The organism is Megasphaera jansseni, from assembly GCF_047974155.1.
GTDB lineage: Bacteria > Bacillota > Negativicutes > Veillonellales > Megasphaeraceae > Megasphaera.
This window is the reverse complement of record NZ_JBHYRR010000017.1, coordinates 20,134-46,925: the sequence shown is the minus strand read 5'-3', so window position 1 is coordinate 46,925 and position 26,792 is coordinate 20,134. Positions and strand designations below refer to the sequence as shown.

Annotated in this window: 22 protein-coding genes; 19 read left to right on the top strand and 3 right to left on the bottom strand. The window is 54.8% G+C overall.

Annotated elements, in window-relative coordinates:
• The first annotated feature begins 18 nt into the window (after positions 1-18).
• Together ACE418_RS07755 and ACE418_RS07750 are read left to right on the top strand one after the other, a co-directional pair.
• The gene (locus ACE418_RS07755; RefSeq protein ID WP_416450074.1) at positions 19-3,156 is read left to right on the top strand and encodes a type I restriction endonuclease subunit R; all 3,138 of its coding nucleotides are present in this window, start codon (positions 19-21) and stop codon (positions 3,154-3,156) included.
• 40 nt (positions 3,157-3,196) lie between these two features.
• Positions 3,197-3,451: a zinc-ribbon domain-containing protein gene (locus ACE418_RS07750; protein WP_416450096.1), complete on the top strand. Its 255-nt coding sequence runs from the start codon at positions 3,197-3,199 to the stop codon at positions 3,449-3,451.
• 47 nt (positions 3,452-3,498) lie between these two features.
• Here ACE418_RS07750 and ACE418_RS07745 read toward each other — a convergent pair whose 3' ends face one another.
• Entirely contained in the window at positions 3,499-4,272 is a 774-nt protein-coding gene (locus ACE418_RS07745) for a PhzF family phenazine biosynthesis protein (protein WP_416450073.1), read from the bottom strand.
• Positions 4,273-4,422: 150 nt separating this feature from the next.
• Here ACE418_RS07745 and ACE418_RS07740 point away from each other — a divergent pair, with 150 nt between their 5' ends.
• Positions 4,423-5,805 carry an ATP-binding protein gene (locus ACE418_RS07740; RefSeq protein ID WP_416450072.1) on the top strand — a complete coding sequence of 461 codons (1,383 nt, stop codon included), beginning with the start codon at positions 4,423-4,425 and terminating at the stop codon, positions 5,803-5,805.
• Here ACE418_RS07740 and ACE418_RS07735 read toward each other — a convergent pair.
• A complete protein-coding gene (locus tag ACE418_RS07735) occupies positions 5,802-7,742 on the bottom strand; it encodes an OPT family oligopeptide transporter (RefSeq protein ID WP_416450071.1) in 1,941 nt (646 codons plus the stop codon). The two genes, ACE418_RS07740 and ACE418_RS07735, sit on opposite strands and share 4 nt — an antisense overlap.
• A 211-nt stretch (positions 7,743-7,953) precedes the next feature.
• Here ACE418_RS07735 and ACE418_RS07730 point away from each other — a divergent pair, with 211 nt between their 5' ends.
• The 7 genes from ACE418_RS07730 (at position 7,954) to galU (ending at position 14,866) form a co-directional block, all read left to right on the top strand.
• Positions 7,954-8,736, top strand: coding sequence for an electron transfer flavoprotein subunit beta/FixA family protein (locus ACE418_RS07730; protein ID WP_416450070.1), 783 nt, complete (start codon positions 7,954-7,956; stop codon positions 8,734-8,736).
• Between the two features lie 13 nt (positions 8,737-8,749).
• Positions 8,750-9,751: an electron transfer flavoprotein subunit alpha/FixB family protein gene (locus ACE418_RS07725; protein WP_416450069.1), complete on the top strand. Its 1,002-nt coding sequence runs from the start codon at positions 8,750-8,752 to the stop codon at positions 9,749-9,751.
• Between the two features lie 261 nt (positions 9,752-10,012).
• Positions 10,013-11,299, top strand: coding sequence for a tetratricopeptide repeat protein (locus tag ACE418_RS07720; RefSeq protein WP_416450068.1), 1,287 nt, complete (start codon positions 10,013-10,015; stop codon positions 11,297-11,299).
• Positions 11,300-11,326: 27 nt separating this feature from the next.
• Positions 11,327-11,854, top strand: coding sequence for a dCTP deaminase (gene dcd / locus ACE418_RS07715; RefSeq protein WP_416450095.1), 528 nt, complete (start codon positions 11,327-11,329; stop codon positions 11,852-11,854).
• A 14-nt stretch (positions 11,855-11,868) separates the two neighbouring features.
• A complete protein-coding gene (locus ACE418_RS07710; RefSeq protein WP_416450067.1) occupies positions 11,869-12,849 on the top strand; it encodes a P1 family peptidase in 981 nt (326 codons plus the stop codon).
• A 45-nt stretch (positions 12,850-12,894) separates the two neighbouring features.
• Complete coding sequence (gene glf / locus ACE418_RS07705) at positions 12,895-14,010, top strand: UDP-galactopyranose mutase (RefSeq protein WP_416450066.1); 1,116 nt, start codon at positions 12,895-12,897, stop codon at positions 14,008-14,010.
• Entirely contained in the window at positions 13,991-14,866 is an 876-nt protein-coding gene (galU, locus tag ACE418_RS07700) for a UTP--glucose-1-phosphate uridylyltransferase GalU (protein ID WP_416450065.1), read from the top strand. Before glf ends, galU begins: the two co-directional genes overlap by 20 nt.
• Positions 14,867-15,396: 530 nt before the next feature.
• On the opposite strand, the gene tadA is transcribed toward galU, so the two are convergent.
• Positions 15,397-15,852 carry a tRNA adenosine(34) deaminase TadA gene (tadA, locus tag ACE418_RS07695; protein ID WP_416450064.1) on the bottom strand — a complete coding sequence of 152 codons (456 nt, stop codon included), beginning with the start codon at positions 15,850-15,852 and terminating at the stop codon, positions 15,397-15,399.
• A 70-nt stretch (positions 15,853-15,922) separates the two neighbouring features.
• Here tadA and ACE418_RS07690 point away from each other — a divergent pair, with 70 nt between their 5' ends.
• The 9 genes from ACE418_RS07690 (at position 15,923) to ACE418_RS07650 (ending at position 26,778) form a co-directional block, all read left to right on the top strand.
• Positions 15,923-16,585 carry a trimeric intracellular cation channel family protein gene (locus ACE418_RS07690; RefSeq protein ID WP_416450063.1) on the top strand — a complete coding sequence of 221 codons (663 nt, stop codon included), beginning with the start codon at positions 15,923-15,925 and terminating at the stop codon, positions 16,583-16,585.
• Between the two features lie 77 nt (positions 16,586-16,662).
• Complete coding sequence (locus ACE418_RS07685) at positions 16,663-18,501, top strand: DUF4127 family protein (RefSeq protein WP_416450062.1); 1,839 nt, start codon at positions 16,663-16,665, stop codon at positions 18,499-18,501.
• Between the two features lie 8 nt (positions 18,502-18,509).
• Entirely contained in the window at positions 18,510-19,568 is a 1,059-nt protein-coding gene (gene mltG / locus ACE418_RS07680; protein ID WP_416450061.1) for an endolytic transglycosylase MltG, read from the top strand.
• On the top strand, positions 19,565-20,158 hold the full coding sequence (locus ACE418_RS07675; protein ID WP_416450060.1) for an O-methyltransferase: 594 nt from the start codon (positions 19,565-19,567) through the stop codon (positions 20,156-20,158). Before mltG ends, ACE418_RS07675 begins: the two co-directional genes overlap by 4 nt.
• Positions 20,159-20,171: 13 nt before the next feature.
• Positions 20,172-21,401, top strand: a complete 1,230-nt coding sequence (locus tag ACE418_RS07670; RefSeq protein ID WP_416450094.1) for a peptidase U32 family protein — start codon at positions 20,172-20,174, stop codon at positions 21,399-21,401.
• Positions 21,394-21,636: a DUF4911 domain-containing protein gene (locus ACE418_RS07665; RefSeq protein WP_416450059.1), complete on the top strand. Its 243-nt coding sequence runs from the start codon at positions 21,394-21,396 to the stop codon at positions 21,634-21,636. The genes ACE418_RS07670 and ACE418_RS07665 overlap by 8 nt, the downstream gene beginning before the upstream one ends.
• Before the next feature lie 399 nt (positions 21,637-22,035).
• On the top strand, positions 22,036-23,196 hold the full coding sequence (locus ACE418_RS07660) for a glucose-1-phosphate adenylyltransferase (RefSeq protein WP_416450058.1): 1,161 nt from the start codon (positions 22,036-22,038) through the stop codon (positions 23,194-23,196).
• Positions 23,197-23,198: 2 nt separating this feature from the next.
• Complete coding sequence (gene glgD, locus ACE418_RS07655; RefSeq protein WP_416450057.1) at positions 23,199-24,320, top strand: glucose-1-phosphate adenylyltransferase subunit GlgD; 1,122 nt, start codon at positions 23,199-23,201, stop codon at positions 24,318-24,320.
• Between the two features lie 28 nt (positions 24,321-24,348).
• Complete coding sequence (locus ACE418_RS07650) at positions 24,349-26,778, top strand: glycogen/starch/alpha-glucan phosphorylase (protein ID WP_416450056.1); 2,430 nt, start codon at positions 24,349-24,351, stop codon at positions 26,776-26,778.
• The last annotated feature ends 14 nt before the right edge of the window (positions 26,779-26,792 follow it).

Genomic DNA, 26,792 nt, shown 5'->3' with positions numbered 1-26,792 from the left:
ATTAGGAGGCGTGTGTTTATGCCGTACTTTAATATCGTCGCTCAAACAACGGAAAACACAGTCGTAACAGAATATGAAGCGGTACGGGAACGGCAGGCTTCTTATCAGACCGAAGCCGGTCTTGAAAAGGAATTCATTGAAATCCTTTGTGAGCAAGGGTATACTTACCTGCCGATTCATTCAGAAGCGGATTTGATTGCTAATGTCCGTACACAGCTTGAAGCTTTAAATGAATATCAGTTCAGCGATAGTGAATGGGCCCGTTTCTTTAAGGATGCCATTGCCAATAAAAATGAAGGTATCGTGGAAAAGACTGCGAAAATCCAAGAAGATAACATCCAAGTGTTGAAACGGGATAACGGCATGTCCAAGAACATCACCCTTTTTGACCGCCAGAATGTTCATAATAATCGCCTGCAAGTCATCAACCAGTATGCGATTGGCAAGGAACAGGGCGCCAGGCAGAATAACCGCTACGATGTGACTGTATTAGTGAACGGCCTTCCTATGGTCCATATTGAACTCAAGCGCAGAGGCGTCCCAATTCGGGAAGCCTTTAATCAAATCAATCGCTATCAGCGAGATTCGTTTTGGGCTGGCTGCGGGTTATACGAATATGTACAGATTTTTGTCATTTCCAATGGTACGAATACGAAGTACTATTCCAATAGTACTCGTTATAATGCAATCAAAGACCATGGGTCTAAGCATGCCAAGAAGGAAAAGACGAGTAATAGTTTTGAATTCACCTCGTTCTGGGCTGATGCCAGTAATAAGCCGATTACAGATTTGGTTGACGTAGCACGGACCTTTTTTGCGAAACACACGATTTTAAATGTGCTTGCCAAGTACTGTATTTTTACTTCAGAAAACCTGCTGATGATTATGCGGCCGTACCAGATTACGGCTACGGAACGGATCATTAACCGTATCGAGATTGCCCATAATTATAAAAAATACGGGACGATTGCAGCAGGTGGCTATATTTGGCATACGACGGGGTCGGGGAAGACCTTGACTTCTTTTAAGACTGCCCGCATTGCTTCACAACTTCCATATATTGACAAAGTATTATTTGTCGTAGACCGCAAGGATTTGGATTATCAGACGATGAAAGAATATGACCGCTTTGAAAAAGGGGCGGCTAATGGGAATACGTCGACGAAAGTCTTGGAACGACAGCTTTCTGATAGTCAGTCCCAAATCATTATCACGACGATTCAGAAACTATCTACCTTCATTAAACGGAATCATGAACATAGCGTTTATAATAAACAGATTGTCATTATCTTTGACGAATGTCATCGCAGTCAGTTCGGAGATATGCATGCGGCTATTGTAAAGTACTTCCAGAAATACTACATGTTTGGTTTTACGGGGACGCCTATTTTTCCTGCTAATGCAGGGAACAGTATCAAACATCCGAAGTATGCGACAACGGCACAGACTTTTGGCGATTGCCTGCATACGTATACTATCGTAGACGCCATCAATGATAAGAATGTCCTTCCCTTCCGTGTAGACTATATCAAGACGATGGATGAAGAAGATGATATTAAAGATGAAGAGGTCTGGGACATCGACCGGAAAAAGGCCTTTGAAGCACCGGCGCGTATTTCACTGGTGGCCCATTATATCCTTGACCATTTTGACCAGAAGACATATCGAGGCAATAAGACTTATATTTACAATTCCCTGATAAATATTTCGCAAGTCGCATCTGGCAACTCGGACAAGGTAGAAGAAATCAAGAAGAAACAGCGTATCAGCGGCTTTAACTCTATCTTTGCCGTTTCCAGCGTCCCCATGGCCAAGGCCTATTACGAAGAATTTCGCAAAATCATGGACGATGATCCGACAAAGCGGCTGAAAATAGCTGTCATCTATAGTTATGCAGCTAATGAGGAAGAAATCGATGGCATCTTAGATGAAGAAAATTCAGAGGATACGTCTCGCCTGGATCAGACTTCCCGCGATTTTCTGGAAGCGGCGATTCAAGATTATAATAAAATGTTCCAGACGAATTATGATACGTCTAGCGATAAATTTCAGAACTATTATAAGGATGTATCCCTGCGCATGAAGAATAAGGAACTTGATTTGCTGATTGTCGTCAATATGTTCTTGACCGGCTTTGATGCGACGACATTGAATACGCTATGGGTCGACAAAAATCTTAAGATGCACGGTTTGATTCAAGCCTTTAGCCGGACGAATCGCATCCTAAACAGCATCAAGACCTTTGGTAATATTGTCTGTTTCCGTCCGTTACAAAAGAAAGTGGACGACGCGATTGCCTTGTTTGGCGATAAAAATGCCGGTGGAATTGTCTTGATACGCAGCTTTGCTGACTATTATTATGGCTATAAAGATAATAAGGGAAAAAATGTGCCGGGATATGTGGACTTAATTGACGAGTTGGTGAACGATTTCCCCGTTGAAGAGCCTCGAATCATAGGGGAGCAAAAACAAAAAGAGTTTATCAAACTTTTCGGGGCCGTTCTTCGTATGCGCAACCTGTTGGTTTCCTTTGATGATTTTCTGGGAAAAGAAATCCTTACAGCACGGGATTTGCAGGATTACCTGGGAAAATATCAGGATTTACGTGATGAGTGGAGACGCAGAAGAGAAGAAGGAAAGCGGACGGATATTACGGACGACATCGTTTTTGAAATCGAACTGGTCAAGCAAATTGAAATCAACATCGACTATATTTTGATGCTGGTCAAGAAATACCATGACAGTCATTGTAAAGATAAGGAATTATTGATATCTATCCATAAGGCTATGGATTCGAGCCCGGAACTCCGTAGTAAAAGAGAACTGATTGATCATTTTATTGCAGGACTCAGCGAAGTGGATGATGTCATGAATGAATGGAATGAATTTGTAGCAAAACAACGTGAAAATGATTTAACGTCTATTATTCAAGCAGAACGGCTTAAACCACAGGAAACAAGAGAATTCATAGAAAACTCATTCCGTGATGGGGAAGTAAAGACGACTGGAACCGACATTGACAAACTCATGCCTCCTATGTCTCGTTTTGGTCACTCGAACCGAGCTGATAAAAAGCAGACCATTATTGATAAATTGAAAGCTTTCTTTGAGAAATATTTCGGTATCGGTACTATGTTTTCCAGTGACCAGAAATGATGGAGTGTTTTGTCTTTATATTAATCGTGCATGCGTGGGGATGAATCGAGGTGGTACTATGTTCTGCGGAAAGTGTGGCAAGGAAATTCAGGATGACTTTATGTTTTGTCCCTATTGTGGGGCAAAAATCTGTCATGTCCATTCGGAAAGTGTGGAAGAGCGGCCGGCCGTAAAGACGACTCGAGACGCATTGGATGTTCAGAAAGTATCAGATAGCCGCAAAGCTCGTGCTATTGTAACACTTATCCTGTTTGTCATCGGAACGGCCTTTTTATTGGCATCAAAATCTATTTGATGCCATAAAAAGGAATTGAGGCCACATCTATCTTTATAGGCAGTATTTCAAATTTTCAAATCCATTTCCGCATAGAGTGCCGCGTAGCCAGCCAGGGCGATGCGGCCTTTTTCTATGTGGCAATAGAGTTCGCCGCCCCGTTTCGAGGCCTGGTAGGCGATGAGGTCGGTTTTGCCGAGTTTGGCTGCCATGACGGGGATGATGTGGCAATGGCCGCTGCCGCAGACCGGGTCTTCCGGGACGGCGAGTTTCGGCGCAAAGGAGCGGCTGACGGTGTCGTATTTGCTGCCTTTGGCGGTGATGTTGCAGAGCAGGCCGTCGAGCTGTTTGAGTTTGGCCATGTCAGGCTGGCAGTGGATGACCTGGTCTTCGTCGGCCAGGACGCAGACCAGGTCGCGGGCGAGGTAGGCTTCGACGGGGCGGACGCCCAGGGCGTTTTCCATGGCGTCTGTGACCGGGACGGGTTTCATGTCGTAGGCCGGAAAATCCATGGAGAAGCGGTCGCCGTCACGGGTGACGACTAATTCGCCGCTGAGGGTATGGAAGACGTAGCGGCTGGCATCGGGTTTGACGAAATGGGCCAGGACATAAGCCGTCCCCAGGGTGGCGTGGCCGCAGAGGTCGATTTCGCCGCCCGGCGTGAACCAGCGCAGGTGCCAGTGATCGCCTTCTTTGACGGTAAAGGCCGTTTCGGACAGGTTATTTTCCATGGCGATGTGCTGCATCAGCTCATCGGGCAGCCACTGGTCCAGGACGCAGACGGCGGCCGGGTTCCCTTTGAAGATTTCTTTGGTAAAAGCGTCGACAATGTAACATTTCATAGGACAGACCTCCTTTTTTAGTCATCGTATCACAGCCTGGCTGGACTGGCAATGAGGGGCATGGTATAATTTTACTCAGAAGGATTTTACTCAAAAGCTTTTTAGTCAAAACATTCTGAGTAAAATAAAACTGAGTAAAGGAGTGGGCCTATGTTTATTGGAAGAAAAAGGGAACTGACGCGGTTGCAGCAAATGTATGATTCGCCAAAGCAGGAAATGATACTGATTTACGGACGCCGGCGCATTGGTAAGAGTGAGCTGATTAAGCAATTTTTACAGGCGCCTGAAGTGACTGGGCTGTATTATCAATGTAAGCGGACGACGGAAATGAATAATGTGCAGAGCCTGTCCGCTTTGATTTCCGATGTGTATCAGTATCCGCCCCTTGCTTTTTCGGGAATAGAAAAGCTGCTGGAGTTTCTTTTTCAACGAGCCTGTCAGGAAAAACAAGTCCTTGTTTTGGATGAATACCCTTATTTACGGCAGACTGTCGCCGGGTTGGACAGTATGCTGCAATCTTTGATTGACACGTATCGGGAGCGTTCGCAGCTGAAGCTGATTCTTTGCGGGTCCTTTGTGGATACCATGAAATCGCTCATGTTGGAAGAAAATCCGTTATATGGCCGTGTGACCTTGGGGCTCCACGTCCACCCTATGGATTATTTTGAGTCTGCGCAATTCTACCCCGACTTTTCCTTGGAAGACAAGGTGCGTCTGTACAGCGTTTTTGGCGGAGTACCTTATTATAATAGTTTGATTGATCCGGCACGGAGTGTCCGGGACAATGTCATCTCTCTGCTGGTGGAACCAGGCGCTCGCCTGGAAAATGAGGTGCAGATGTATCTATTGGGGGAATTATCGAAATTCATCAATGCCAATGAGGCTTTCGAGGCCTTGGCCAGAGGGTTTCACCGCTACAAGGATATTTTGTCGCAATCCCATATTTCCAGCAGTCCGGCTTTGTCCGAAGTCTTGAAACGACTGATTCTTATGGAGCTCGTTGAAAAAGAAGTGCCTATTAATGATGTACATAATAAAAAACGAGCCAGTTACCACATTTGTGATAATCTGGCCAGCTTTTATTATCGGTATATTTTTCCTTATAGTTCACAACGGCAGATCATGGCGCCGGACGTTTTTTTTGACCGGTATATTGCGGCCGATTTCGCTCAGGTTTTCGTACCGAAGCGGTTTGAATCGCTGTGCCGGCAATTTCTGATCCGCCAGAACCGGCAGGGACGTCTGCCGGAAATCTTCGATGCCATCGGGACCTATTCTTACGATTTGCCAAAAGAGCATAAGAATGGGGAATTCGATGTCGTTACGCATGATGATAAAGGCTACATCTTTTACGAAGCCAAATTCCGGCAGACTCCTATTACGGATGCCATGATTGAAAACGAAATCCGCCAGGTCCGTCGGACTGGGATGGATTGTTATGGTTATGGCTTCTTTTCTCGTGCCGGCTATGAGGTGACTCCCAGACCGGACGTCATCCTCTACACGCTGGACGATTTGTTCGAAAGCTGTTAATGACTGGCTTTCTTTACTTTGCAGGCTACGGTATAGATAACGGCACACAGAGCCAGGTAGGCGAGGATGCCCAGGTAGGTAGCTCCCGGGGTGACGACCCAGTCTTTGAGGAACCAGTCGATGCCGCCGATGTGTAGGACAGCGCTGATAAGGCTGCCGATGGCGCCGCCGGCGACGAAGCCCGAGGCGACGGTGCTGCCTTCACTGAGGCGCAGGGCGTTGAGGGCGTCGTCTTTACTGCTGTGGGAGACGAAATACGATACGAGGCCGCCGATGAGGACAGGCGTGTTGATTTCCATGGGCAGGTAGGCGCCGAGGGCAAAGGCCAGGGGCGGGACTTTCATCATCCACAATAGGAAGGCGAAGAAGGCGCCGGCCATGTACAGGGGCCAGGGTGCGGCACCACCGTCCATCATGGGTTTGACGATGGCAGCCATGGCGTTGGCCTGCGGGGCGGCCAGAGCGCCCGGTCCGGTGTAGCCGTAGGCGTGGTCCAGGAGGAAGATGACGCCGACGGCGATAAAGCTGGAAACGATGATGGACAGAAGCTGCCACTGCTGCATCTTCTTCGGCGTCGCGCCGGTCAGGTAGGCGACTTTCAGTTCCGACATGAAGTTGCCGGCTACGGCCAGGGTCGAACAGAGGAAGGCGGCCATGAGCAGAATGGCGATGATGCCGGAGCTGCCGCTCATGCCGGCATTCCCCATGAGGACGGCCGAGACGATGATCATGAAGATGGTCATGCCTGATACGGGTTCGTTCCCCGTAAAGGCGATGGAGCTGATGCCGACGACGGATAAGAGGAACGAGAAGATGAGGATGATAGCGCCAGCCAGTAGGGTCTGGGTCAGGCTGTGGGAACAGGTGACGTGGAAGAAGAGGGTAAACAACGCATCCATGGCCAGGGTCCCCGTGACAATCTGGCTCATGGGCAGGTCCTGCTGGGTCCGCAGGAGCCCGGCTGTCGAGGACGGGCCTGATGTGCATAAATCCGAAGCGGCCCGGCGGATGACCCGTCCGACGACGCCAGACATGGAAACGAGGCCGATGATGCCGGCCATGGCCAGCATGCCGATGCCGATGTGGCGGACGTACTGGGAAAAGACGGCGTCAATCGGGGCATCCGCTAAGAGAACAGCCTGGCCGTGGAGGGTCATGACGTGTTCGCCGCCCAGGTAGTAGACGACAGGGATGCAGACGAACCAGGAGAAGAAAGAGCCAGCTGCGATGATGGCTGCATAGCGCAGGCCCGTGAAATAGCCGATACCCAGGAGGGCGGCGTCGTTGTCCAGGCTGAACGCCAGTTTGTATTTCGCTGCGGCGGCCTGACCCCAGGAGAAGGTCAGTGTCGACAGGACTTCCTGCCACCAGCCCAGGCTGTTGAGGACGAAATCATAGGCCATAGCCAGGAGGCCGCTGAAGACCATGACGTGGGCCTTGGAACCTTCATTGCAGGTCAGGACTTCGGCAGCAGCCCGGCCGGACGGGAAGGGATAGGCGGCATCCATTTCTTCGCAGAAGTAGCGGCGGAACGTCGTCGCCAGGAGGACGCCCAGGACGCCGCCGAGGACGATGGGGATGACCATTTCCGCATAGGTCAGCTGGCTGTCGAGCTGCAGGATGAACAGGGCCGGCAGAATGAACATGACGCCGCCGATGATGTTGGTCCCGGCACTGGCGATAGCCTGGATGTGGACGGTTTCCGGGAAGGCGTTCTTGCGCTTGAACAAGACGGCCATGCCCATGGCCAGGACGGAAACGGGGGCAAAGGCGTCGACGGTCTGGCCGATTTTCAGGCACAGGTAGCCGACGGCCAGGGAAAAGAGGGCCGCAAAGAACAGCCCCCAGCCGATGACATAGGCATTGATTTCAACGTAATTCTGGTCCGGAGACATGGGCGGATGATACGGACGCGGCTCCGGATGGGATTCTGACATGACAAAGACCTCCTAAAAGTATAAAGTTTTACTGGAAAATCAAACGATTAACCCGTTAAATACCCTTTAATTTTAAAAGAAAGCGATGTGACTGTCAATGGGAGACGCGCAGATATAGATTTTGTAAATAAAAATAATTATCCGTTGATAAATTATTGAATATGGAGTATAATAGGTGACATAAGAAGACGTACAAAAAGGAGGCTTACTTATGAATATTGTAGTTTTGGTAAAGCAGGTTCCTGCGATTTCGGATATTGAAATCGCCAAAGACAACAACTTGGTCCGTGTCGGCGCTCCGTCGATGCTCAACCCGGTTGATAAACATGCCATCGAAGCGGCTGTCGCTGTCAAGGACGCCGTCGGCGGCACGGTGACGCTCCTGACCATGGGCAATGCCCTGGCCGGTGAAATGATGCGTGACGGCATTGCTATCGGCGCCGATAAGGGCGTCCTGGTCTCGGATGAACGCATGGCCGGCTCCGATACGCTGGCAACGGGCCTGGTCCTGGCCAAGGCCATCGAAAAACTGGGCGGTGCCGACCTGGTCTTCACAGGTAAGCGCTCGACCGATGGTGATACCGGGCAGATTCCGCCGGCTATCGCCCAGCGCCTGGGCATGGCCCTTATTTCTTATGCCAATTCGGTACAGGTCGACGGCACGACGGTGACGGCCACGCGCCTGAATCACGACGGCATCGAAACGGTACAGGCACAGCTTCCGGCTGTCGTCTCGGTTACGGAAAAGAGCAACACGCCGCGTTCCCCGAAGATCCGCGGGAAAATGGCTGCCAAGAAAGCCGTCTTCGATGTCTGGAAAGTGGAAGACCTGGGCCTCGATGCAGCAAGTGTCGGGACAGCTGGTTCGGCGACGAAAGTCACGGAACTTTTCGCACCGGAACCGAATCCGGTCGGCGTCATGATCGAAGGCGCTACGCCGGCAGATGCTGCGGCTAATCTCGTCAAAGAACTGACTGCCAAGAACTTGCTGTAAGGAGGGCTGAATTATGGAATTGAAACAGAACATCTGCGTATATATAGAAATCGCCGGCGGTGCCCTGAGCCCGCTGAGCATCGAATTGTTGGGCAAAGCCCGTCAGCTGGCCGATGCCAAGGGCAAACAGGTCGTCGCCTTCGTGGCCGGTGCCGATACGGCCAAAGCCAGCCAGGAAGCCATTTCCTACGGGGCCGATGCCGTCGTCGCTGTCGAAGACAGCGCCCTGGCTGCCTATGATTCCGTCTTGTACACCAAAGCCATCGCCGCTTTGGCTGAAAAATATGAACCCAGTGTCATCCTCATCGGCGGTTCGCCCGATGGCCGTGACCTCGGCGGCCGCCTGTCGGCCCAGCTCGGCGTCGGCCTGGTCGCAGACTGCACGGATGTCCGCTTTGAAGGCGACGATGACACGCTGACCTGGATCCGTCCGGCTTATACGGGCAAACTTTTCGTCAAGATCCAGACGACGACGCGGCCCCAGCTGGCGACCATCAGCGACAAGATTTTCCACGGCACGCCGGCTGACCCGTCCCGGACAGGCGACATCATCAAGGAAAGCGTCGACTTCGCCGGTGCCGCTCCGTCGGTCAAGGTGACGAACTTTGAACCGGTCGAAAAAGAAGCCGAAGAACTGACCATCACGACGGCAGATATCGTCGTCGGTGCCGGCCGCGGCGTCCAGACCGAAGATGGCATGAAAGCCGTCCAGGCCTTTGCCCAGCGCATCGGTGCTGCTTTCGGCGTTTCCAAGCCCCTCGTCGATAAAGAATGGGCGCCTTACGAATGGCAGATCGGCATTACGGGCAAGAAAATCGCCCCGAAGATTTACATCGCCCTGGGCATTTCCGGAGCCATCCAGCACAAACTGGGCATCCAGGATGCCGGCCTCATCATCGCCGTCAATAAAGACCCGGACGCACCGATTTTCAAATTCGCCCACTACGGCATCGTAGGCGACCTCTTTGAAGTCATGCCGGAACTGGAAAAACAAATTAAAAAGATCCGTGGCTAGAAAAGTAGTTTGTAGTACGGAGTTTGTAGGGGTCGCACGAAGGCTTTTGCTTTCATGCTAGGCCCCATTTACTTTATAGTTTGTAGCAACAGAGTTTGTAGTTTGCAGAGAAAACCTTCAAATTTAAAGCCATCCGCTAACAACTAACTGCTAGCCACTAACAACTTTAAAGGGCTTGTCGTCGTGCGACAAGCCCTATTTTTTATGTTATAATACCCTTATCATATACGAAACCTTGTGAAAAAATACGGAGGTGGTTCCATGGATTCTTTTGCTGCCCGCCAGGCCTGCCGGGATGGCCGCTATGACGAGGTCCTGGCTATGTATGGCCAGGCGGAGCCGGACCGGAGTTGGACGTGTTGGGATTATTATTACTATGCCTATGCCCTGCGCAAGACGAAGCAGTACCGGAAGGGACGGGAAATCGCCCGGGCCGGGATGATAGCTTTCCCGGATTTCGTCAATCTCCACGGGATTTACTGCTGGTGCCTTTATTATTTATACATCCAGAAATTCGATGAACGGACAGAGGCACCGGAAGATTTCCGCCGCGCCGTCGATGCCATCTTGAAGTACAGCCAGCAAGGGCCGTATACGCCCTATGCCCTGGCCGTGTGGCGCATGGTCGACGTCCTCAAGAACCAGCCCGGCCAGGCCGGACTCATGGGGGCTTACCTGCGCCGCCTCGATCCGGACCAGCTGCCGGACCAGGAAAAGACCGTGACCTTAAAGGGGCGGGAACGGGTCATCGCCTCCGACCGGGAGCGCTGGTATTCGCTTATGAGCCGCATCCTGGTCAAGGAGGAGAAGTACGACGACTGCATCACCTTGTGCCAGCAGGCCCTGAATTATTTTCCCCAGCTCCATCATGACAATGATATCTGGTTCTCCTACCGCATCGCCCTCTGTCTGCTGCGCCAGGGCCACATCGGGGAAGGGCGCCGGCGCCTGGAAAACCTGCTGAAGTACAAGCAGCATTGGATCCTCTGCCGGGGCCTCTTCTTTGCGGCCCAGGCCGAAGGAGACAGCGCGGCCATGCGCCGCTATGGGGCGTCGGCCTTCCTGGCCGGCGGCGAGTTCAAGGGCAAGGTCAATTTTCTGGTCCAGTTCGCCCAGGCCCTGGAAAACATGGGCGGCTATGAGAAGATGGCCTATTTCCATTATCTCTTGGCCCGGCGGGTCCGCATGGACCAGCACTGGAAGGTCAAGGCCGAACTCCTGGCTAAGACCGACAGCTATGATTTTTCCGAACCGGACCGGCGGGAGCTGCTGGACGGGCTCCATGAATTCTGGATGCACGAGAAGCACGCCGGCCAGACGCGCCACAAAGGGACGATTGAAAAAATCCTGCCTGGCGGCAAGGCTGGATTCCTGCGGGAATACGGTGGCAATTCGTATTATTTCCGTACAACCTCGCTGTACCATGTCCGTCCGCAGGAAGGTGAGAAGGTCACGTTCTACGTAGAGGACTTCTTTGAGACAGGAAAAGCTAAACCGGCTCATCGCGCCGTGGACATCGAACCGGTTTTGCTATATCATAAGAAGTGAATTTACTAGAGAAAGTGAGTGGCACTCATGATTTTATCAGGCAAGGAAATCGTCAAGCATTTAGGCAAGGAAATCATCATCGAACCCTTCCATCCGGAACGGGTCAATCCCAATAGCTATAACCTGTCCCTGCACAATGAATTGATGGTCTATGACCATCATGAACTGGACATGGCCAAGCCCAATCCGGCATCGACCATCTATATCCCCAAGTCGGGCTACGTCCTGCAGCCCAATAAGCTCTACCTGGGACGGACCAATGAATATACCCGCACGGACGGCTATATCCCCATGCTCGAAGGCCGGTCGTCTGTCGGCCGCCTGGGCGTCTTCATCCACGTTACGGCCGGTTTCGGCGACGTCGGCTTTGCCGGCTACTGGACGCTGGAAATCTTCTGTGTCCAGCCCATCCGCATCTATCCGAACGTGGAAATCTGCCAGATCTATTATCACGATATCGATGGCGACTACGATACGTATCAGCACGGCAAGTACCAGAACAATACGGGTATCCAGCCCAGTATGCTCTGGAAGGATTTTGAAAAAATGAAATAAAGGGAAGTGTCTTTATGAAAGAAATAGATATGTTAGCCATGGCCCGGACGAACGGGTTCCGCCTGGGCAATGCCCAAGACCGCCAGGGCGGCACGGGCTGCACGGTCCTCGTATTCCCGGACAGCGCGCCCTGCGCCGTCGACGTCCGCGGCGGCGGCCCGGCCAGCCGGGAATCGGAACTGCTCAGCCCCATGGCGGCGGCATCGGGCATCCACGCCATCCTGCTCAGCGGTGGCAGTGCCTTTGGCCTCAATGCCTCGACGGGAGTCATGCAGTATCTGGAAGAACAGCACATCGGCTTCGATACGCGCATCTGCAAGGTGCCGCTGGTCGTCGAATCGTGTATCTATGACCTGGGCTGCGGCGACAACGTCCGCCCCGATGCGGCCATGGGCTATGCGGCCTGCCAGGCGTCGGAAAAGGGAGACTTCCGCCAAGGCTGTTACGGTGCTGGTACGGGCGCTACCGTCGGCAAGCTCTGTGGGCCTGACTATATGATGAAATCCGGTCTCGGCGCCTATGCCGTCCAGGTCGGCGACCTCCAGGTCGGTGCCGTCGTCGCCGTCAATGCCGTGGGCGACGTCCTCGACGAACAGGGACAGATCCTGGCCGGTATGCGCCGCCGCGACGGGCAGGGCTTTGCCGATACGCGGCGGGTCATGCTCGAAGAAGCCGGCCAGACGCCGACCCTCTTTTCCCAGCGCGCCGTCGGGACGACGACCAATACGACCATCGGCGCCGTCGTCACCAATGGGCGCTTCGACAAGGCCCAGCTCAAGAAAATTGCCGCTCTCGGCAGCAACGGCCTCGTCCGTACCATTCGTCCCGTCAATACGACGGCTGACGGCGACTCCCTCTATGCCGCCAGCGTCGGCAGCGTCTCGGCAGAACTGAGCCTGACCGGGACCATCGCCGCCTACGTCGTCGAACAAGCCATCCGCCGCGCCGTCCGCCAGGCCGAAAATATGTATGGCGTGCCGGCGTGCGGTTCATGACAGGGGATTCCCACAACCATTAACAAGGAAACGAGGAACTAAACTATGTACGATTACGTCATCGTCGGCAGCGGCCTTTTTGGCTGTGTCTTTGCCCACGAGATGCATAAGGCCGGCCGGCAATGCTTGGTCCTGGAACGGCGGGACCATGTCGGCGGCAATGTCTATTGTGAAGAAAAGGACGGCATCCATATCCATCGCTATGGCGCCCACATTTTCCACACGTCGGACCGCCGGGTCTGGGAGTATGTCAACCAGTTCGTCGAATTCAATCATTTCATCAATGCGCCCATTGCCAATTATAAAGGCGAACTGTATAATCTGCCTTTCAATATGAATACCTTTGCCAAGATGTGGGGCATCATCACGCCGGAACAGGCGGCGGCCAAAATTGAGGGCCAGCGCCGGGCGGCAGGGATTACGGAGCCCCGCAACCTGGAAGAACAGGCTATTTCTCTCATCGGCACGGATATTTATACGAAATTGATCAAAGGCTATACGGAAAAGCAGTGGGGCCGGAGCTGTACGGACCTGCCGGCGTTCATCATCAAGCGCCTGCCCGTGCGCTACACCTTCGACAATAATTATTTCGACGACTGCTGGCAGGGTATCCCCCAAGGGGGCTACAACGTCCTCATCGACGCCCTGCTGGAGGGCATCGAAGTGCGGACGGGTGTCGATTATAACCGCGAACGGGCGTCGTACCTGGATATAGCCCGCAAAGTCGTCTACACCGGGGCCATTGACGAGTATTTCGGCTACCGCCTGGGCCATCTGGCCTATCGGGGACTGCGTTTTGAAACAGAACGTTATAACGAGGTCAATCATCAAGGCGTGGCCGTTATGAACTATACCGACCGGGAAACGCCGTATACGCGGACTATCGAGCACAAGCATTTTGAATTCGGCAGGCAGCCGGTGACGTATGTCACCAAGGAATACCCCGCCGAATGGCAGGCCGGCCAGGAAGCCTATTATCCCGTCAACGATGATGTGAACCAGGCCCTGTACCATAAATATGCGGCCTTAGCCCGCCATGAATACAATGTTATATTCGGCGGCCGCCTGGCAGAATATAAGTATTATGACATGGACGATGTCGTCGCCAGTGCCCTGGCTGCTGTAGAAAAGGAAGGATACCATGCAGAAACGAATTCGTAAGGCCGTCATCCCGGCGGCCGGCTATGGGACGCGCTTTTTGCCGGTCACCAAGGCCATCCCCAAGGAAATGATCCCCATTGTCGACAAACCGGTCATTCAGTACATCGTCGAAGAGGCTCTGCAGAGCGGCATCGAAGAAATCCTGATCATCACCGGCCACGGCAAGCGGGCCATCGAAGACCATTTCGATACCAACATCGACCTGGAGCTGCAGCTGCGCCAGCAGGGGAAGGACGCGCTGCTGCACCTGGTCCAGGACATTTCGTCCATCAATATCCATTATATCCGCCAGAAGCACATGCGCGGCCTGGGTGATGCCATCCGCTGTGCCGAATCGTTCATCGATAACGAACCCTTTGCCGTCCTCTTAGGCGACGACGTCGTCTATAATCCCCAGCAGCCGGCACTGAAACAGATGATGGACGCCTTCAGTGATTTAGGGGCGACCATGCTCGGCTGTCAGGAAGTGCCGCAGGAACTGGTGTCGCGTTACGGCATCGTCCAGGGCCAGCCGACGGACGACGACCGCGTCGTCAAGCTCATCGACATGATCGAAAAGCCGTCCGTCGAGGAAGCGCCGAGCCGCCTGGCTGCCCTGGGCCGCTACATCCTGACGCCGGATATCTTTGAAATCCTGCGCCGCGTCCAGCCCGGCAAGGGCGGGGAAATCCAGCTCACCGATGCCCTGCGCCTCATGGCCGACCGGGAAGCGGTCTACGCCTATAACTTCAGCGGCCGGTGCTACGACACAGGCAACAAACTGGGCTTTTTGAAAGCTACCGTCGAATATGCCCTGCGCCGGGAAGACCTGGGCGACGCTTTCCGGGAATACCTGCGCCATAGCCTCCCCGAATAGGGATTAAAAAACCTCTCAGTCAGCTTGCGCTGACAGCTCCCCTATCAGGGGAGCCATGAGCGGGCCGCCAGCCACAGCTGTCCGTTCTGGCAGCCGTCCTGCGCCTTCCGTTGGTCAGCACCTGAGGGCCAGAATGGCTTGGGACGGTATGCCTCCCTTAATAGGGGAGGTGGCCGTAAGGCCGGAGAGGTTGCCTTGAAAAACCTCTCAGTCAGCTGCGCTGACAGCTCCCCTATCAGGGGCGCCATGAGCGGGATGCCAGCCACGGCTGTCCGTTCTGGCAGCCGTCCTGCGCCTTCCGTTGGTCAGCACCTGATGGGCCAGAAAGGCTTGGGACGGTATGCCTCCCTTAATAGGGGAGGTGGCCGTAAGGCCGGAGAGGTTGCCTTGAAAAACCTCTCAGTCAGCTTGCGCTGACAGCTCCCCTATCAGGGGAGCCACGAACCACGAATCACGAACCACGAGCCACGAGCCACGAACCCCTAACCACTAACCGCTACCCCTAGCCCCTAACCCCTAACCCCTAACCCCTATTTCTTCCGTCTTTCTCGGAAGAAATCTTTCATGAGGGCCGCACATTCTTCGGCCCGGACGCCGGCTGTGACTTCCGTCCGGTGGTTGAGGCGGTCGTCATCGACGAGCTGGAAGAGGGAGCGCACGGCGCCGGCTTTGGGGTCATCACAGCCGTAGACGACGCGGTCCAGGCGGCTGTTGACGATGGCGCCGGCACACATGGGACACGGTTCGACCGTTACGTACAGCGTACAGCCTGTCAGGCGCCAGCGATTCAGGGCCCGGCAGGCTTTTTCAATGGCCAGGAGTTCGGCATGGGCCGTCGCACAGGGCAGGCTTTCACGCAGGTTATAGGCCCGGGCGACGACTTTCTTTTCATAGACGATGACGGCGCCGATGGGGATTTCCCCGACGGCATAGGCCGTCTTGGCTTCGGCCAGGGCTTTGCCCATATAGAATTCATCTTTAGTCATAATGGATGGAATCTCCTTAACAAAAAATTTACGTCTATCATAACACGAAAACAAGGAAGGGGAAACTGCTATGGATGCCATTTGGTGGCATATTTTCGACTTATTAGGGACGACGGCCTTTGCCGTATCCGGTGTCTTTGCGGCCATTTCGCGGCGCATGGACCTCTTCGGCATCTTCGTCCTCAGCGCGGCGACGGCGGTCGGCGGCGGCATCATCCGCGACATCCTCATCGGCAACATCCCGCCGGCTGCTTTTAAGAACAGCGTTTATTTATGGATCATCCTCGGTTCCATGGCCGTCATCACCGTGACGATCCGTTATTTCAATATCCGCATGTGGCGCCGCGTCGTCGGCCGCCTTTCCATCTGGTATCTCGTCTGCGATGCCATCGGCCTCGGTTCCTTTACGGTCACCGGGACTCTCTTGGGTTGTTTTTATTATCCGGACTACTGGATCCTCGACATCACCCTCGGCGTCCTGACGGCCGTCGGCGGCGGCGTCATCCGCGATGTCCTGGCCGGGCGCATCCCCGGCGTCCTGCGCAAGGAAGTCTACGCGACGGCGTCCCTCTTGGGCAGCATCCTCTTGTACGGTGCCGTCATTCCCTTCGAGGTACCCCTGGAAGTCGGCGCTATCGTCGGCTTTTCTGTCACCGTCGCCATCCGCCTGGTCGCCATCCGCCTGCACCTCAACATCCCCAGGATACGCCGTGCCCGCCATCGGAGAGCGTAGGGCCGCCCCTACAAATTTTCCCAGGGCCGTGATATAATAAAGGGTACAATTTTTTTCTTCATATTAGGAGTGATAACGTGAATCTGTTACAGAAAGCAGTCAGCCTGGCCGTAGCTTCTTTCTTTTTATGTGCCTCGCCGGCTGCACTGGCAAAGACGATTTTATATGTACCCCAGGATGACCGTCCTGTCGATTATGAATATACGGTCAGTACGGCCGAAGCGGCGGGCTATCAGGTCCTGACGCCGCCGGCCCAGTATTTGTCGGGTATGAATTTCCACGGCTCGCCGGACAAGCTCATGGCCTGGGTCGATGCCAATGCCGGCAAGGCCGACGCCATGGTCCTGTCCATCGATTCCCTGGTCTACGGCGGCCTCGTCGATTCGCGCAAGCATAACCTGCCCATGGAAACGCTGACGGCGCGGCTGGAAAAGGTCGAAAACCTGCATAAATCGCACAAGAATGTGCCCATTTATGTCTTCAGCACGGTCATGCGCAGCCCCTGGGCCGGTGGCAAGGGCGTCGAACCGGACTATTACCTGACCATGGGCTCCGACATCTACCAACTGGCGTCGCTCCAGGCCAAGATGGACGAAGAAGGCCTGAATCCGCAGGAACGCAATGACTGGTTCGCCATCATGCGCCGCGTGCCCATGGAATATCTCCAGGACTGGTACAACCGGCGCCGCAAGAATATGAGTATCAATTACCGCCTCATCGACGATGCCCGCCAAGGCATCTTTACCTATTACAGCCTGGGCCACGACGATAACTCCGTCAGCACCCAGTCGTCGCTGGAATCGAAGTACCTGGAAATGGCCGGCGCCGGCATCCCCAAGACGGCTTTCGGCTCCTTCCCGGGGGCGGACCAGCTGGGCCTGCTGCTCATCACGCGGGCCAGCAATGATTTCAATAATTACCATCCCAAGATCACCGTCATCTATCCTTTAGGCGGCGGCGAAAAGACCGTGCCCCGCTACGACGGCCAGGCCATCGGCAAGACCATTGCCTCTCACGTCGAAGCCATTGGCGGTACGATGGTTGACAACGAACGGCCGGATCTCCTGCTGGCCGTCAATACGCCGCTGACGACGTCGACGACGGAATCGGAGAATTTCGAAAACTTCCCGATCATGCTCCAGTCGACGCGAGATTTCCTCAATCAGATCGAAAAAGCCGTCAACCTCGACATCCCGGTCAGCATCGTCGACATGGCCTTTTCCAATGGGTCCGACAATACCCTGGTCTACGGCCTCTATCAGGATAAGATGATGTACCGCCTGGCCGCCTATAACGGCTGGAACACGGCCAGCAACTCCGTCGGCTACGGCATCGCTCAGGGCGTCTTGTCCAAGTACATGACGGCCGATGCCCACCGCGACATGCTGACGACGCAGTACCTCGACAACTGGGCTTATCAGGCCAATGTCCGCGACTACATCTACCGCATGCAGCAGAAACTGGAAGCCGGCGTCGTCACCCAGTATTACCCGACGCTCAACGAAGAGCTCCAGAGCCGGACGAAAGAACAGCTCCAGCGCTATGCCTCGACGTACCTCGGCATCGACCCCAAGACGGTCGACGTCACCCTGCCGTGGCAGCGCCTGTTCGAAGTCTATGTCGATGTCAAGCCGACGCCGTCAGTGCCCTTGGAAGCCGACGTGCGCCATGACATGAATAACCGCGAACTCCAGACCCTGGCCAATGAGGTCTCGGCAGCCCAGGCCCAGATCGATGCGGCCCAGACGGTCAATGCTGATGGGACGGTCACGCCGGCCGACCCGGCTGTCCAGGCCCAGCTCCAGGCCGCCAAGGCTGCAGCCCAGGCCCGTTACGAACAGGAAAAACAGGCCCAGGCCATCAATCATAGTGAAGAAAAAGCCCAGCAGAGCCGTACCTGGGCTGTACAGAAATAAGAGTCAACATGGAACAACAGAACAATACGAAGACACAATTACATCATCCGCAGCCGGCCCGGAAATCCAGGCGGCGCCGCCGTATCGCCGCCGCTGTGGCCGGTCTGGTCTGTCTCGGCATCGCCGCCGTGGCTTACGGCTATTTCGGACCCAACTTCTTATTGCCCTATAAGAGCGGTTACGTCCACGTCCGCAGCGACATGACGGCGTCCGAAGTCGGCGATGTCCTGACCGATGAAGGTTACATCGCCAGCCCGCTGTGGTTCCGCGCCATAGCGACCGTCACCGGCCAGGCCGGCGATATCCATGCCGGCGAGTATACCCTCGATTCGCGCATGAGCCTCCATACGCTGCTGGAAAAGCTGACCAGCGGCAAGTCCGAAGCCGACCGCCTGGTCGTCCCCGAAGGCTATACGGTCCGGGAAATCGCCAAGGCCGTCGCCGCCAACGGGCGCATCAGCGAAGCCGATTTCCTCAAGGCCGCCTCGTCGTCGGACCAGCTTTTGCCATACATGAAGGGCAATCGCAACGTGACCTATCCGACGGAAGGCTTCCTCTTCCCGGACACGTATTTCATCCCCTATGATGCGACGGCCGAAGACGTCGTGGCCCTGATGCTCCAGAACTTCGACGCCCATCTGACGGACGCCATGAAAGCGGGTATTGCCAAACAGAACCTGTCGGTCTACCAGTTCGTCACCCTGGCGTCGCTCATCGAAAAGGAAGCCAAATACGAAAAGGACCGGCCCCTCATCGCGTCGGTCTTCGAGAACCGCCTGAAGATCCACATGAAACTCCAGTCCGATGCCAGCATTTCCTATGCCATGGGTACGCATAAGGCGGCGTACAGCATCAACGAAACGCAGTACGATTCACCGTACAATACCTATCTCTATGAAGGCTTGCCGCCGGGACCTATCGGCAACCCCGGCATGGACTGCATGGAAGCCATCCTCGAGGCACCGCAGACGAACTACCTCTATTTCGTCGCCGATAAGGACGGCCACAATTACTTCGCTGCTACCTATGAGGAACACATGAAGAACGTCCAGGAGCACATGCCATGATGGATGCTTTGCTCCAGGAAATGAAGGCCTGCGCCCGCGAGCGGAACCTGCCCATCCTGCGCGACAGCGAGCTGCCCCTGTTTACGGGCATCCTGGCGTCGTGCCGGCCTAAATATGTCCTGGAAATCGGGACCTGCATCGGCTATTCGACGTTGCAGATGGCGCCGTTCCTGGCACCGGGCGGGATGATTACGACGATCGAACTCGATGACGAACGCTATGACCTGGCCTGCCGCTTCATCCGGCGCTCACCCTATGCCAGGGTCATTACGGCCCTCCACGGCGATGGGACGGTGCTGGCAGAACAGCTTCCCGGTCCCTGGGATTTCATCTTCCTCGACGGACCGAAAGGGCAGTATGTGCGCCAGCTGCGCCATCTCCTGCCCAAACTCCTGCCCGGGGCCATCGTCGCAGCGGACAACATCGATTACCACGACATGTTTTACATCGAAGGGACCCTGCCGCACAAACACCGCACGGCCGTGACCCGCCTGCGGGAGTTCATGGACCTCGTCGGCGACCGGTCCCTTTTTGAGACTGTATTTTTTGAAAATGGCGACGGCATGACCGTTTCGCAATGGAAAGGATAAGAGAATGGGAAAAATGGAATTGCTGGCTCCGGCCGGCAGTATGGATAAAATGAAGATGGCCTTTTTATACGGCGCTGATGCTGTATACCTGGGAGGGAAGTCCTTTGGCCTGCGGGCTTTCAGCGACAACTTCTCCAATGAAGAACTGAAGGAAGCCGTCGACTATGCCCATGCCCGGGGCAAGCACATCCACGTGACGGTCAACATCTTCCCGCACAACGACGACCTCAAGGGCTTGCCGGAATACCTCGTCTACCTGCGCGATATCGGCGTCGACGCCCTGCTCATCGCCGATCCGGGCATCTTTTCACTGGCCCGCCAGCTCGTGCCCGACCTGCCCATTCACATCTCGACCCAGGCCAATACGACCAACTGGGCCTCGACGAAGTTCTGGCGCGACAACGGCGCATCGCGCGTCGTCATGGCCCGCGAAGTGAGCCTGAGCGATGTCAAGGAAATCCATGCCAAAGTGCCTGACGTCGAACTGGAAGGCTTCATCCACGGCGCCATGTGCATTTCTTATTCCGGCCGCTGCCTGTTGAGCAATTACTTCACCCAGGGCGACCGCGACTCGAACCGTGGCGAATGTGTTCAGTGCTGCCGCTTCAAGTACAACGTCGTCGAAGAAAAACGGCCGGGCCAGTATTTCCCTGTCGTCGAAGATGAACGGGGGACGTACATCTTCAACTCCAAGGACCTCTGTCTCCTGCCGTACCTGCCGGACCTCTACGACGCCGGCTTTACGAGTCTCAAGATCGAAGGGCGCATGAAGAGCATCCACTACGTCGCCACCGTGACCAAGGTCTACCGCCAGGCCTTCGACGCCTACGAAGCCGACCCGGAACATTTCACGGTCCGCCAGGAATGGCTCGACGAACTGGAAAAGATTTCCCACCGGCCCTACACGCGGGGCTTCTCCGTGTCCCGCCCGACGGCGGCCGACCAGGTCTACAGCCAGTCGAGCAATACCCAGACCCATGACTTCATCGGCCTGGTCAAGTCCTATGACGAAGAAAAGGGCCTGGCCTGGGTGGAACAGCGCAACCACTTCAAACTGGGCCAGACCGTCGAATTCCTTCAGCCCAAGGGCCATCTGGTCCGCTATACCATCGACCGCATCGTCGACGAAGACGGGCAGGAACTCGACGCCGCCCGCCACGCCCAGCAGCTCGTCGGCCTGGCCGTACCGGAACGGCTGGAACCGTATTCCATGATGCGCCGCCAGGTGAAGAGCCATGTTTGATGAAGACTGGGTATACTTCCAGGCTCCGCCGTCGGAGATGACCTTCATCAACCGCATCATCGAAGGCTGTGACTACCTGGGCGTCGTCACGGCCCTGGACGGCAAGAAAGGCCTCGGCTTCGTCCGGACGACGAAAGACACGGCCAGGGAAACGATGGATGTACTCCAATCGCTGCCCATCCCGGTCCGCATCCTGACCCGCCAGGAAGCCCTGGCCGAAGCGGAACAGAAGTAGTGTATGAAATTTACAAAATTTATAGTTATACGATTGAGTGAAAGCGCTGACCCTGACGGCAGCGCTTTTTTCGTAGGGACTCCCACGTGGGGCGCCCCTACGATAGCAATTCCATGCCGATTCAAAACAGTACATTTTAAAAAATGGCACTCCTTGTCGTCGTATGTAAAATAGTCGTTTCTACTATCCATTTTTTTGGCGGTTAGGCCTTTAAATTCTCTACATAATTGGTGTATAATTAATAATATAATCATAAAATAATTTATGGCGTATATTATATGCGTATATGATACGCTATTCAATCGAAGGCCCGCCGTCTGACGACACGATGTCCATTATCATACATACTGAAACCATAAGCGAAGCGGCCGGGTCCCAGTCAAGTGAGGAGGAGCTTCTATGAAAAAATCTAATTGCCTGGCCATGATTTTGGCCGGCGGGAAAGGGAGCCGCTTAGGCGTCCTGACCAAAGACCAGGCTAAACCGGGCCTCTTGTTCGGCGGCAAATACCGCATCATCGACTTCCCACTCAGTAACTGCCGTAATTCCGGTATCGATACGGTCGGCATCCTGACCCAGTACCAGCCGCTGGAACTGAACTGGTACATCGGCAACGGCAGCTCGTGGAACCTCGACTCGACCAAGGGCGGCACCTACGTCCTGCCGCCGTATCAGAGCGACGGCGGTTCCAACTGGTATCGCGGCACGGCTGACGCCATCTATCAGAACCTGAACTTCGTGGAAATGGTCGACGATGATTACGTCCTCATCCTGTCGGGCGACCACATCTATTCCATGGATTACGACAAGATGCTCAATTTCCACAAGAAACACCACGCCAAGGTCACCATCGGCACGATCCGCGTCCCCTGGGACGAAGCCAGCCGCTTCGGCATCATGGTCGCCAACGAAAACATGCGCATCACCAAGTTCCAGGAAAAACCGGCCAAGCCCGAAAGCAACCTGGCTTCTATGGGCATTTACATCTTCAACCGCGACATTCTGGAATCGTACCTCAAAGCCGATGCCAAGGATGAAAAATCGGAACACGACTTCGGCAAGAACGTCATCCCGGCCATGCTGGCCGACCAGGTTCCGCTGTACGCCTATCCTTTTGAAGGGTACTGGAAGGACGTCGGCACCATCGACAGCCTGTGGCAGGCCAACATGGACCTCATTGCCGACGAACCGCCCATCAACCTGCGCGACAGCCATTGGCGCATCTATTCGGGCAACCAGAGTTTCCCGCCGCACCTCATCGGGCCCAATGGCTCAGCCAAGAGTTCCCTCATCGCTGAAGGGTCGGAAATCTTCGGGACCGTCAGCAATTCCGTCATCTTCTACGGCGTCACTATCAAAGAAGGGGCGAAGGTCACCAATTCGGTCATCATGCCCGGTTCGGTCGTCGAAGAGAACGCTGTCGTCGACAAGGCCATCCTGGGCGAACGCTGCCATATCTATCCCGGCGCCGTCCTCCACAATGAAGACGGGTCTGTCGCCGTCTTGGGCCGCAAAGGGGAATTGAAACCAGAACAAGTTACAGCGAAAGGGGAACACTAGTTATGAACAGTAATATGATCGGCCTCATCAATATGCGTGAAGACCATCCCTTGCAGGAAATCAACGACACGCGCCCGTTGTCGACGCTGCCCATCGGCGGCAAATACCGCCTCATCGACTTCACGCTTTCCAATATGGTCAACGCCGGCATCGAAAACGTCGGCCTCCTGCTCTCGAGCCAGTCCCGGTCGGTCCTGGACCACATCCGTTCCGGCAAGGAATGGGGCCTGGCCCATAAGGGCGACGGCTTGTTCTACCTGCCGGAAGAACGGGCGGACATCGAACATCCCGTAGAAGGGGACATCGCCGCGTACTATAAGAACCTCGTCTTCGTCCAGCGGGCCAATAAGCGCTACGCCCTGCTGTCGGGCTGCGACATGGTCCAGAACATCGACTATGACAAGGTCCTCCATTTCCACCGCCATCACAACGCCGACGTTACCCTCATCTATCAGCAGCAGAAATACGACTTCGACCGCGAAGGCTATGTCCTGACCATCGACGATGTCTGCCAGGACCGGGTCACGGCCATCGAAGCCAAGCCGGAAGTCAAGGCCGGTGACAATTTATACCAGCGGGGAATCCTCATTGATTGCGATGTATTCCAGCATTGCATACGTCGGGCCTATGCCCAGGGATATACCCATTTTATTACCGATGTGCTCCAGCGCAATGTAGACCGCCTGCGGATTTTCGGCTATAATTATCAGGGGTATGCAAAACGGATTGATTCCGTTCCTTCTTACTTCCAGGTCAACATGGACCTGCGCGACAGCCGCATCTGGCATGAACTGCTCCTCAAGGATGCGGATCACCGCATCTATACCAAGATCAAGGATGAAGCGCCGGCCAAGTACATGGAAGAATCGCATGTCTCCAATTCTCTCGTAGCCAATGGCTGCATCATCGAAGGCCGCGTAGAGAATTCGATTCTTTTCCGCCGCGTCAAGGTCGGAAAGAATGCTGTCATTCGCAACAGCATCATCATGCAGCACTCGGTCGTCGGCGATGACGCCCAGCTCGATTACATCGTATGCGACAAGAATACGGTCATCCAGCCGGAAGCCGTGTTGAGCGGCAGCCACGACAACCCGTTGTGCATTGGTAAACGTTCGGTCCGCTGAACGCAACTATGAAGGGGTTAGAGACAATATGAAAAAATGGCAGGATAAGGAAGAATTCAAAAAGTTATTTACCGAGAAAGCTCACATCTTGTGGGAAAAAGATCTGCGGGACATGACCTTGAATGAAGTCTATCAGACCATCGCCTATATGATCCGCGATCTGGTAAGTGAAGATTGGATCCATACGAATGAAATCTATGCCGAACAGAAGGTTAAGCAAGTCTATTATTTCTCCATCGAATTCCTCATCGGCCGCCTGTTGGAATCGAATCTCCTGGGCATCGATATGGACGACATCTGTCGTCAGGGCCTGGAAGATCTGGGCTGGGACCTGGACAAGGTCATCCCGGCCGAACGCGATCCGGGCCTGGGGAATGGGGGACTGGGCCGGCTGGCTGCCTGCTTCATCGACTCTTTGGCGGCGCTGCAGCTGCCGGGCCATGGCAACAGCATCCGCTATCAGTACGGCTTGTTCAACCAGCGCATTGTCGACAACCAGCAGGTCGAATTGCCCGATAACTGGCTGGTCAACGGCTATCCCTGGGAAGTCAAGAAAGTCGACAAGGCCGTCTATGTCCGCTTTGGCGGCAACGCTTACATGCGTCCTGACGAAGATGGCAACCTGGAATGTGTCCACGAAAAGTACTCGTCGGTCCGCGCCGTCCCGTATGACGTGCCCATCATCGGCTACCACAACAACACGGTCAACACGCTGCGCCTGTGGCGGGCCGAATACTCGCGGGAACAGCTCTACCAGGAACTGTCCATCGGCGACCGGCGCCGGGCCTTCCGCTACAAGGACAGTGTCCAGCAGATTTCCCGTTTCCTTTATCCTGACGACAGCAATGAAGACGGCCGCCGCCTGCGCCTGATGCAGGAATACTTCTTCGTATCGGCCGGCCTGCAGAGCATCGTCCGCCATTATAAGAAGAAATATCACGAAAGCATCTATAAATTCGACCGCTATGTGGCCATCCACATCAATGACACCCATCCGGCCCTGGTCATTCCGGAACTGATGCGCATCCTCATGGATGAAGAAGGCGTATCGTGGGATGCGGCCTGGAACATCACCGTCCGTACCGTGGCCTACACGAACCACACGATTTTGCCGGAAGCCATGGAAAAATGGTCCATTCCCATGTTCAAGGAACTGTTGCCGCGCATCTACCTCATCGTTGAAGAAATCAACAACCGCTGGCTCAAAGAAGTCCGCAGCCTCTATCCCGGCGATGAATCGCGGGCCCGCGACGTCGCCGTCCTCTGGGATGGCCAGGTCCACATGGCTCATCTGGCCGTCCTCGGCAGCCACAGCGTCAACGGCGTCGCCGAAATCCATTCGCAGATTTTGAAGGATTCGACGCTGCACCAGTTCTACACGTGCTTCCCGCACCGCTTCTCGAACAAGACCAACGGCATTTCCCATCGCCGCTGGCTCATCGAAGCCAATCCGCAGCTGGCGTCGCTCATCGACGATACCATTGGCGACAGCTGGCGCCGGACGCCGTCGAAGCTCCAGGACCTCATGCCCTTTGCCGACGACCCGTCTTTCCAGGAACAGCTGACGCGGGTCAAAAAGGAACGCAAGGAAATCCTGGCCCGCTACATCCGTGACCGCTACGATACCGACGTGCGGACGGATTCGATCTTCGACATCCAGATCAAGCGCATCCACTTGTACAAGCGCCAGACCTTGAATATCCTGCACATCCTGCACTTGTACTACCTCTTGAAGGATAACCCGAAACTCAAGATCACGCCGCGGACCTTCCTCTTTGGCGGCAAGGCCGCTGCCGGCTACGGCGAAGCCAAGGAAACGATCCGCCTCATCAACGTCGTCGCCCATATGGTCAATTCCGACCGTCAGGTCAGCAAGCAGATGAAGGTCCTGTTCCTGGAAAACTACAATGTGTCCTTAGGGCAGCTCCTCTTCCCGGCCGCCGACGTGAGCGAACAGATTTCGACAGCCGGCAAGGAAGCGTCGGGCACGGGCAACATGAAGTTCATGATGAACGGTGCCATCACCCTGGGGACCATGGACGGGGCCAACGTCGAAATCCACCGCAAGGTCGGCGACGAAAACTGCGTCATCTTCGGGCTGCGGGCCGATGAAGTCATGAACTACTACATCCACGGCGGCTACTCGTCGTGGCAGATGTACAGCGGCGACGCCGATATCCGCCGCCTCATGGATGCCCTCGTCGACGGCTCCATCGGCGGGGAACACTTCGGCATGCTCTATTCGGCCTTCCTCGACAAGAACGACGAATACTTCGTCCTCAAGGACTTCAAGTCCTACTGCCAGGCGCAGCAGGAAATCGCCAAGCGCTACGGCGATCATACGAAATGGTGCCATTCGAGCGTCGTCAATATCGCTCAGTCCGGCTACTTCTCCAGCGACCGGACGATCCAGCAGTATGCCGATGACATCTGGCGCATCAAGCCGGTCAAACACTAACTAAGAATCAGGAG

Bases quoted from the DNA above. Each gene is read 5' to 3' on its own strand.
- ACE418_RS07755 (WP_416450074.1), top strand. From the start codon at position 19: ATGCCGTACTTTAATATCGTCGCTCAAACAACGGAAAACACAGTCGTA.
- ACE418_RS07750 (WP_416450096.1), top strand. From the start codon at position 3,197: ATGAATCGAGGTGGTACTATGTTCTGCGGAAAGTGTGGCAAGGAAATT.
- ACE418_RS07745 (WP_416450073.1), bottom strand. From the start codon at position 4,272: ATGAAATGTTACATTGTCGACGCTTTTACCAAAGAAATCTTCAAAGGG.
- ACE418_RS07740 (WP_416450072.1), top strand. From the start codon at position 4,423: ATGTTTATTGGAAGAAAAAGGGAACTGACGCGGTTGCAGCAAATGTAT.
- ACE418_RS07735 (WP_416450071.1), bottom strand. From the start codon at position 7,742: ATGTCAGAATCCCATCCGGAGCCGCGTCCGTATCATCCGCCCATGTCT.
- ACE418_RS07730 (WP_416450070.1), top strand. From the start codon at position 7,954: ATGAATATTGTAGTTTTGGTAAAGCAGGTTCCTGCGATTTCGGATATT.
- ACE418_RS07725 (WP_416450069.1), top strand. From the start codon at position 8,750: ATGGAATTGAAACAGAACATCTGCGTATATATAGAAATCGCCGGCGGT.
- ACE418_RS07720 (WP_416450068.1), top strand. From the start codon at position 10,013: ATGGATTCTTTTGCTGCCCGCCAGGCCTGCCGGGATGGCCGCTATGAC.
- dcd (WP_416450095.1), top strand. From the start codon at position 11,327: ATGATTTTATCAGGCAAGGAAATCGTCAAGCATTTAGGCAAGGAAATC.
- ACE418_RS07710 (WP_416450067.1), top strand. From the start codon at position 11,869: ATGAAAGAAATAGATATGTTAGCCATGGCCCGGACGAACGGGTTCCGC.
- glf (WP_416450066.1), top strand. From the start codon at position 12,895: ATGTACGATTACGTCATCGTCGGCAGCGGCCTTTTTGGCTGTGTCTTT.
- galU (WP_416450065.1), top strand. From the start codon at position 13,991: ATGCAGAAACGAATTCGTAAGGCCGTCATCCCGGCGGCCGGCTATGGG.
- tadA (WP_416450064.1), bottom strand. From the start codon at position 15,852: ATGACTAAAGATGAATTCTATATGGGCAAAGCCCTGGCCGAAGCCAAG.
- ACE418_RS07690 (WP_416450063.1), top strand. From the start codon at position 15,923: ATGGATGCCATTTGGTGGCATATTTTCGACTTATTAGGGACGACGGCC.
- mltG (WP_416450061.1), top strand. From the start codon at position 18,510: ATGGAACAACAGAACAATACGAAGACACAATTACATCATCCGCAGCCG.
- ACE418_RS07675 (WP_416450060.1), top strand. From the start codon at position 19,565: ATGATGGATGCTTTGCTCCAGGAAATGAAGGCCTGCGCCCGCGAGCGG.
- ACE418_RS07670 (WP_416450094.1), top strand. From the start codon at position 20,172: ATGGAATTGCTGGCTCCGGCCGGCAGTATGGATAAAATGAAGATGGCC.
- ACE418_RS07665 (WP_416450059.1), top strand. From the start codon at position 21,394: ATGTTTGATGAAGACTGGGTATACTTCCAGGCTCCGCCGTCGGAGATG.
- ACE418_RS07660 (WP_416450058.1), top strand. From the start codon at position 22,036: ATGAAAAAATCTAATTGCCTGGCCATGATTTTGGCCGGCGGGAAAGGG.
- glgD (WP_416450057.1), top strand. From the start codon at position 23,199: ATGAACAGTAATATGATCGGCCTCATCAATATGCGTGAAGACCATCCC.
- ACE418_RS07650 (WP_416450056.1), top strand. From the start codon at position 24,349: ATGAAAAAATGGCAGGATAAGGAAGAATTCAAAAAGTTATTTACCGAG.